Here is an 8,439-nt window from a genome sequence, read left to right as displayed (position 1 = left end):
TTAAGAGAGGTAGCTGAGCATTTTGGAATCAATGTACTTAACGTTAATGGAAACGCACACAATACTAGGCAGCTTGGAAGTTTAGTTATTCGAGCAATCCAATCCAAATAGTGGAGGTGGGGTTTCATGCACTTAACAAACAATTTAAGAGTGATTCCCCACGCTTGGCATTTTTGGTTTGGGTTAAGTCTAGTGTTTACGGCATCAAATTTGGGTGTAGTGGTAGCGTGGCTCACACCTTAATTGGGCGTTATGTGTTTGATTGGAGTAAGGGCGTAAAAAATGGGTTCGGAAACTGATGTAAATAAAGAAATTCTAGAAAAGTATCTTCTTCTAATGGAGGACATTAAAAGAAGAAAATCTCTGATAACTCAATCCCTTGAATCAAGTATTTCAATTACTGACATTGAGTTTTCTTACCTGCAACTCAGAAAAATCTTAGAAATAATAGTTAAAGCACCATTATTAATAAATGAAAATGAGTACCGAAAATACTCAAGTCGAGCGGAAAAGGACTGGCATTTAGCAACAATTATGAAGTACCTTTCCAAAGCAAATCCTCGTTATTATCCAGAACCATATATCGTTACTTCAGGAGAGGACGGTATGGACAATTTTGTGGCTAGACCTTTACCTTACTTATCTAAAACTAAGTTAAAAGCCGCCTACAAAAGGTGTAATGGATTTTTGCACTCGACGAATCCACTTGATAACCCAGGTCAAGTAAAGCTAAAAGAAGAATATGAATTTATTGTCAAAACCTTAAATGAATCGACACTGTTATTACAGACTCATGTCGTACATCCAGTAAAATCAGGCTACTTCTATAGGGTGGGTATGAAGCATATCAAATCAGGAAAGGCTACGGGTCAAATTTTTGAATTGGTCGTAAATTCAAACACATAACAAAGCATTTAAGAGTGATTCCCAACGCTTGGCCTTTTTCATTCCATCGTTGGGTTCAGTGTTTACGGTGGTATAGTTAAGTTTCGTGGTAGCGTTGCTCACACCTTAATGCGGCGTTAGTACGGGTTTGGCATCAAAGGTCATAAGTTTTGGTGTGTATCTGTTTTGGCGCTCGTCTGTACACCTTTCAGTTAGTGCCTTTCACGTTCTTTCCGGTGGCACTATATGCGGAATGTTCGCTTTGATTTCACCGTTTACGGCTTCTAACTCTGAGCCTATTTCTTTGGTGCTTCTTCATTTTTGTGGTGGTTTTTGAGAGAACCTTGATTACTTTTAGCGTGGCTGTTCAAGTACGAGGAACGAATCCTTTTCTAATTTGAAGCTAGTGAAAGTAGAGCAGTTCAGTGCGTTTTTCTTCTAGCCAACTTTCGTCTTTCAATGGGGTAAAGTTTTGTAGCTGCCCGTCTCACTTCAGTGTTCAAAGCCTTTCATATCATGCCACTTTTCAATATCTTGGAGCGTATAAATAGAAGTAGCGCATGTACTAACAAATTGCTTAAGAGTGATTCGTAACGCGTGGCATTTTTACTTTGCGGTGGCTTATGGTGATTAAGGCGCTGTGCGGTAGCTTTTGTATTGCGTTACTCACACCTTAGCAAGGCGTTATGTTGTTTGAGGCTAACAATGAAATATTGGCTACTACTATTGGTATCAATTCTACATTCAGGTTTAAGTTTTTCGGGTGACGAAGTGAAGAGTAATCCAGTTTTATCCGCTGACCTTTTATGGCAGAGGACAATTACCGAAGCTAAAGCGAGCATAGGGTTCTTTCGCGAGCTATTGTCTAAACCTGAGCTTGCATCTAGTTTTGCTCTTGTAAAAGTATACTTCCCAGAACAAGGTGCTTACTTATGGTTCATGGTGGTAGATGTAGATTCAAAGTCTTTCGTGGTTCAAGCTTTTGAAACACTCCCTCAGTTAGACCATATTGTCGTCGGTGAAGCATACTCAGTTTCAGATGAAGATATCGTAGATTGGTCTTTGAATAACAGTGGTTCAATGTATGGTGGATTTTCAATGCGTTACATCAGAGACCAAAAAACAAAAGACGAACAAGACAAATATGACCAGTATGTAGGCGTAAAAGAATGGATGCCTCTGCCTTGAGTCCACAACATAACAAATTGTTCAAGAGTGATTCGGCACGCGTGGCATTTTTACTATGCGTTAGGTTTAGTGGTTAAGGTGGTATGCGGAAGCTTCGGCATCGCGTGCCTCACACCTTAACAAGGCGTTAGTCGCCAGAAAAAGCTAGCAGTCAAAATCATGTTTCTAAGCTCAAACTTGGCTACTGGTTGTTTGATTCATAGTTCCATCTTCGACGGTCAAAGCTCAGTTTCATCGGTTATAAGTCAATGCATTGCTATTTTCCAAGCGGTTGTTTCGTTCTTTGGTGGTCATAGGGCGGGGCAATCGAAAATCTGTTTTTGGTTGCAAATCTGCTCGGTGAGTTTGTTGGTTTAAAAGCTTATTTACTTGCTGAAAGGACGTTTTCTCTGGTGTTGTAAGTTCCACGTGGTTTCAGTGACTTTGTTGAAAGTCCGCACTGTGAGATTGGCTTTCCAAAAGCGCTTTTTGGTGTTGTCAGTCTGTTTTCTACGGCGTTGTTTTTTCCAAGTGGTTTCATTGAGTAGTCGCTTCGAGACTACGCCTGACTAAAATGCATCAAAGCACATAAAGTTTGTTGTTCGCAAAGTTTAGTTCGGCTTAAAATTGTCGCTCGGTGCCTTGCGACTAACAAACTGTTCAAGAGTGATTCGCAACGCTTGGCATTTTTACTATGCGTTGCGCTTAGTGTTTAAGGTGGCATGCGGTGGCATTGGTATTGCGTTGCTCACACCTTAACAGGGCGTTAGTTGCCAAAGCGGAACATTTCAGAATAGGTGGATAGTTTGGAAGACGTAAGAATAGGTAATATGCCTAAAGACAAATTGATAAATCTTTATCATTCTATGGAAACTAGTGAGCTTGATGCACTGCTTGTAAAAAGCAGTGGGCAAGAGCTAAACAGGTTTCTATCACATATGAGTGAGCGCAATTTAAATGATCTGTTCTCTTCGCAATCTCCAAAATCGTTGAACGCAATCTTTGAGCGAATTCCTGAAAATAGAATTAACAAATACCTGTTGTTAGCTTCGGAAGCTAACATCCGAAAAATTGTTTCGAGCTTATCGCATGAAGCTAAATTTAGGGTTCTGTCTAGTTCTTCGTCGAGTCTTCGAACTAAGTTGTTAAACACACTATCGGTAAAAGCCCGTGAAGAGTGGAAGCGTTTAATTAACGAAGAAACTCTTCTAAATAAGGAGCTTAGCCATATTACAGCAAACCGAATTGACAACTCATTAGAAAAAGAAGCGATAGACCGCATCCGCTCATTGGAGCAGCAAGCCCAATTAAGACAAGAGCAGGCAGAGGCTCGCATTCAACAATCTGAACACAAATTGTCATTGATACAGCAACAGATTGCTCAATCAGAAAAGCACTTACATGATCAGCAGATTCGAGCTCAAAAAGAGCATGACACGCTTAAAAAACGTGAAAATGACCTGTCAGCTAAATTACTTAAACTAAAAGAAGAACACGAAAAGCAGATACAGAACAGAATTGATGCAAAAGTACCTGAATATGTGTCAAATGCGTTGTCCGCACTAGAAGCCAAGGAAACGGAGTACAAAACAAAAGCTCACGACTGGAGTTTTAAGGGTAATGTAGCATTAGCTTGCGCGGTAGGTGCGTCATTACTAGCTCTAGCCTACGGTGCTTATGAATTCAGCAACACCGACAAAGCGGATGTTAGTTGGTTGTTCTTCGGTTACCTCATGCTCAAGGGGTTAATTGTCATTGGCTTATTTGGTGCGTGGGCTAAGCATGCATATAACCAATCAAATGCTTATATGCACGAAGCTCTCAAACGTACCGAACGTACACATGCTATTAGTTTCGGTAAGCTGTACCTGGAAATATATGGCAACGATGTAAGTAAAGAAGATATGAAGTCCATTTTTGAAAACTGGAACATGGAAAGTCAAAGTGCATTTAAAGAAATTCAACAAGTCGATTTTCAGCCACAAACTCTCGATAAACTTAAAGATATCATAGGAGTAATGAAAGCAGGAGAATCAAAGAATGCCAAATAACACTACGTACTGGAGAAAGGCAACTAACAAACAATTTAAGAGTGATTCAGCACGCTTGGCATTTTTGGTTTGGGTTTAGTTCAGTGTTTACGGTGGTCAATTAAGTGTAGTGGTTGTGTGCTTCACACCTTAATTGGGCGTTATACGCTTTTGAGGAAATAAGCCAATATGAACAAGGTAGTATTCAGAAATTGCGATGAAAGTAGTCAGAATTGGGTTGCTCTAGAGAAGCTGTTTCAAACGGAATGGTCTGACTTTCTATTCGTAGATACCTATAAATCAGAAGCTAACCTTCCACCAGTGATTGTTGCTCTCAGAGTTAATCAAGTTGTTGGTGGTCTTGCATATTCGCGCTTTAAAGAACCTCATGGTGACTCAGAAGTTATTTGGTTTAATGCTGTTTATGTATCACCAGAGTGGCGTGGTCAAGGTATTGCTAGTGAACTGATCAATAGAGGTGTTAGCCAAGTATCAGCAACAACTCAAAGTAACCTGTATGCTTACACAAATGTACCATCGTTGTACGAGTCTTTAGGTTGGTTAGCGGTTGACATTGAAAGTGAACCAAATCATAAGGTTATGAAAGTTCCGTTGTAGTGCCAGCACGCGTATAACAAGGCGTTTAAGAGGGATTCTCAACGCTTGGCATTTTCAGTTTGATTCAACTTTAGTGTTTACGGCACAATGTTTTAGGCTAGGTGGTGGCGTTGTTCACCCCTTAACGCGGCGTTAGTCGCCAGAAAAAGTTAGCAATCAAAATCATGTTTCTAAGCTTAAGATTTGGCTGATGATTGTTTGCTATACAGACTCTTCATCGTGGTCAAAACTCAGTTTCAGCTGTTTCAAGTCCAAAGTTTTGCAAGTGTCCAAGCGGTATTTTTGTTCTTTGGTGCTGACAGAGCAGGGCAATCGAGCGTCTGTTCTTAGTTGCAACTCTGCTCGGTGAGTTTGTTGGTACAAAAGCCGATTCACTCGCTGAAAAGACGTTTTCTCTGGTGTGGTAATTTCCACGTGGTTTCAGTGATTTTGTTGAAAGTCCGCACTGTGAGATTGGTTTTCCAAAAGCGCTTTTTGGTGTTGTCAGTCCGTTTTCTACGGAGTTGTTTGTTCCAAGTGGTTTCATTGAGTAGCCGTTTTGAGACTACGCCTGACTTAAGTGCATCAAAGCACATAAAGTTTGTTGTTCGCAAAGTTTAGTTCGGCTTAAAATTGTCGCTCGGTGCCTCGCGACTAACAAACTGTTTAAGAGTGATTCGCAACGCGTGGCATTTTTACTATGCGGTGGTTTTAGTGATTAAGGTGGTATGCGGCGACATAGGTATTGCGTTGCTCACACCTTAACAGGGCGTTATATGCCATGGACGGGTGCGTATCACATAACGTGAACTATTAATCTTTAAGTAAGTTTGATTCTTAATTGAATTGGGGCAAAAGAGCTCAAAAACTAATAGTCCTTTAGTAATACAGTTTATCCATGAATAGATCTTATGTTGCTATCAATGACTTCAAACCAGTCTGCTTTGCCAATGCTCCAGTCTCCAAGCATAATAAAGTCACCACAGTCTTTTACAAATGCTTCAAATGGCGAGTTTGATGAAACTCGCCTATTAAAGTCTTCTGAAAAGTAAAGGTAATCTAAGCTGCACTCATCCAATTCTTTTTCTGTTGGCAGTCTTTTTAAAATCATTAGAGCCATATTAATTCCTATTTAAGAGCTGTGAATCAAGTTCATAATTAAAGTCTTCAGTGACTTCACTTAGTAGTTCGTAGCAATTTGCATATTTAGAGTCCAAGGGTGGGAAATTCTTTCCTTTTTCTACGAAGATGAACTCTTTAATGTGTTTTTTTCCCCCGACTTGCTCTGTTAAAAATGTTGCTAACAAAGAGTTTTCTTTCACCTCATTATTTTTGCTACTTATGCCGTGTTTAGCAGATGAATTTTCTGATAACTCTTTGGCTTGCCAGTAATCACCTAAAGAGGATGTAATCATATCGTTCGCGTAATCGTAAAAAATCACTTTATATACACCAGATTTGGGGCAGGTGCTTTCAGGGCGATATTGCTCAGGTTCGAGATATTTACGGTATGTGGCAAAGTCATTGGATACCTTTTGTTCAATAGCATCAATCAGATATGAGTGCTCTGTTTGCTTTAAGTATGAACAAATGTTTTTTAGTTTCTTCAATATTGTAATGTCAATCTTAACTGTTTTACTGACTTTCATTTTTATCTCCAATACAGAACGGGTGTTACTTTGTATCTTACTAAGTGGTGTTACTTAGTGTTACCCGTTCTGGGTTGAAGTGCAAGGGAAATTTCAGAATTTTTTCTCAAGAACATTTTTAGGAACTATAGGTAAAGGGCATATAACAAAGCATTTAAGAGTGATTCCTAACGCTTGGCACTTTTCATTCCATCGTTGAGTCTTGTGTTTACGGCGGTATGGTCGGGTTTCGTGGTTGCGTTACTCACACCTTAATGCGGCGTTATAGTGATTAAAGTCGAGGATTAAATGTATAGACCACTTGAAGGTATCGAAAGAAAAATCCGAAAGGATTATGAATCAGAAATATATGCAAATTTCGCGCGTGGTGCTTATTGTGAAAAAGATCAAATAGGTGACGTGCTAAAAAAAGCATTTTCATTTTATGAACAAATATTGGAATTTAATTTAAGTAAGGCAGCATCAATAGATATGCTCACATTTATTCTTAGTGAATATGAAAATTACTGTGAGATGTCTATTAGGTATAAAAAAGGTGAACTCTCAGAGCAAGAAATTAAATTTTGGGGAGAGTATGGCTCTAAAACAAAAAGAGCATTAAAATATCTTGCTGAAAAAATTGTAGCAAAACTACCAAATCAAGTTGATGATAATATAGATCATAAAGTAGCTCTATCTCATTGTTGGATAGCCGCTGAAGAAATGGTTGAACTATATATGTCTAGCCAAATCGGGTACAGCCTCTTTCCAGAAGAGTGTCAATTAATAATTGAAGATAGTAAAAATTACAATTTTGTCGAATTCAAATGCAACAAACTGAAGAATGCATTTGATAAACTAGACTTACATGGCTTTTCCAACAATGAAGAACTAGCCTTTTCACCACCCTTTGATGCTAATGTGCAGAATGAATATTTTGAGGCTGTGTTCAAAAAATACTTTAATATAGATTATTCTAGTTGTTTATATTTAATTCAAAGTTTGATCGGATGCTTCAATATAGATCAAAATGATGAGATTAAGTATTGCTATTTTGAAAAAGATAAGATGGTTTCTTGTCTAGCGAGTGATTACTCTAAATTCGGTCTTACAGAAGAACAAGTAGTTACACTACTTGCTGGTTTCACTATTACAAAAGATAAATTAGAAGATAGGGTGTTATACAAACCTAAACAGGAATATAGGGCTTTAAGAAGAGCGTTTTTTGAAGTTGAAGACAATGGGAAAAGTGTAGTGCTATTTTCTAAGTCGATGGCTCTAGAAGAGTTAAGTCAGTTAGTTCGTAGTGTGAGTTTTAGAAAACTGCCAAGCGAATGGACAGTTCTAGATAAAAAAATGAGTCTAGGCTTAGATAGATTTTCAAATTTTTCAGGTTCATGGTTCGAAGATTTTTTGATTAAAAAACTAAAGGAAAACAATATTAAGTGTGAAAGATCTTTGAAGAAAATGAAAGTAAATGGTAAAAACACTCATATTCCAGATGCTGTTGGTGATATTGATGTTATTGCACAAGTTGGAAAGGAGTTGCATATTATCGAGTGTAAGATGGTTCAATTCTCCTCCGAGCCCACGGGTTATATAGATGATCTTGATAAGTTTGTTTATGATAAAAAGTCTTATCGAAAGAAGTTTGATAATAAGATATCTTGGGCTGAAGAAAATATAGAACTTCTTAAGAAGCATTTAACTAGTAAAGGATTTATCTTTTCAAGTGATCCAGTAATTAAGCCAATCATGATTACTTTTTACCCAACAATAGTGAGTGATTTTATTGATGAATTTTTGTGCTTGGATGTAAATGAGTATCTAAAATCACTATAACAAAGCATTTAAGAGTGATTCGCAACGCTTGGCGTTTTCGCTTCGCTCAAGTATAGCCAAGCGTCGCTCACACCTTAATGCGGCGTTATGAGCTTCCAAGAATTAGAAGGATAATATGGCAGTTTTAGAAATTTTGACTGCACCTGATCCAAGGCTTAAGGTCAAAGCGGAAAAGGTGCGAGATATTACGGCGGTACAAACATTAATAGGCGATATGTTGGAAACGCTGTATGCGACTGACAATGGTATCGGTTTGGCGTCGACTCAAGTTGGTCGTAAAGAGGCAGTTG

9 protein-coding genes are annotated in these 8,439 nt (G+C 38.4%); 6 read left to right on the top strand and 3 right to left on the bottom strand.

Annotated features, from left to right (window positions below; all coding sequences use genetic code 11):
• The first annotated feature begins 282 nt into the window (after window positions 1-282).
• The 4 genes from B853_RS15605 (at window position 283) to B853_RS15570 (ending at window position 4,700) form a co-directional block, all read left to right on the top strand.
• Entirely contained in the window at window positions 283-906 is a 624-nt protein-coding gene (locus B853_RS15605) for a hypothetical protein (protein ID WP_038886606.1), read from the top strand.
• A 684-nt stretch (window positions 907-1,590) separates the two neighbouring features.
• Complete coding sequence (locus B853_RS15595) at window positions 1,591-2,073, top strand: DUF2314 domain-containing protein (RefSeq protein WP_038886605.1); 483 nt, start codon at window positions 1,591-1,593, stop codon at window positions 2,071-2,073.
• 785 nt (window positions 2,074-2,858) lie between these two features.
• Entirely contained in the window at window positions 2,859-4,103 is a 1,245-nt protein-coding gene (locus tag B853_RS15575; protein WP_227741929.1) for an Atg14 domain-containing protein, read from the top strand.
• A gap of 168 nt (window positions 4,104-4,271) precedes the next feature.
• Window positions 4,272-4,700, top strand: coding sequence for a GNAT family N-acetyltransferase (locus tag B853_RS15570; protein ID WP_038886603.1), 429 nt, complete (start codon window positions 4,272-4,274; stop codon window positions 4,698-4,700).
• 223 nt (window positions 4,701-4,923) lie between these two features.
• On the opposite strand, the gene B853_RS15565 is transcribed toward B853_RS15570, so the two are convergent.
• The 3 genes from B853_RS15565 to B853_RS15550 form a co-directional block, all read right to left on the bottom strand.
• On the bottom strand, window positions 4,924-5,226 hold the full coding sequence (locus B853_RS15565) for a hypothetical protein (protein ID WP_128826916.1): 303 nt from the start codon (window positions 5,224-5,226) through the stop codon (window positions 4,924-4,926).
• A gap of 345 nt (window positions 5,227-5,571) precedes the next feature.
• Window positions 5,572-5,799, bottom strand: coding sequence for a hypothetical protein (locus tag B853_RS15555; RefSeq protein ID WP_038886602.1), 228 nt, complete (start codon window positions 5,797-5,799; stop codon window positions 5,572-5,574).
• A 1-nt stretch (window position 5,800) separates the two neighbouring features.
• On the bottom strand, window positions 5,801-6,328 hold the full coding sequence (locus tag B853_RS15550; RefSeq protein ID WP_038886601.1) for a hypothetical protein: 528 nt from the start codon (window positions 6,326-6,328) through the stop codon (window positions 5,801-5,803).
• Between the two features lie 288 nt (window positions 6,329-6,616).
• On the opposite strand from B853_RS15550, the gene B853_RS15545 reads away from it, so the two are divergent.
• Together B853_RS15545 and B853_RS15540 are read left to right on the top strand one after the other, a co-directional pair.
• Complete coding sequence (locus tag B853_RS15545; RefSeq protein ID WP_038886599.1) at window positions 6,617-8,149, top strand: hypothetical protein; 1,533 nt, start codon at window positions 6,617-6,619, stop codon at window positions 8,147-8,149.
• A 115-nt stretch (window positions 8,150-8,264) separates the two neighbouring features.
• The coding region (locus B853_RS15540) for a peptide deformylase (protein ID WP_211285372.1) at window positions 8,265-8,439 on the top strand (175 nt) is incomplete at its 3' end.

It is taken from the genome of Vibrio rotiferianus CAIM 577 = LMG 21460 (genome assembly GCF_002741985.1).
GTDB classification, from domain to species: Bacteria; Pseudomonadota; Gammaproteobacteria; order Enterobacterales; family Vibrionaceae; genus Vibrio; species Vibrio rotiferianus.
This window is presented reverse-complemented; position numbering and strand designations above follow the sequence as displayed.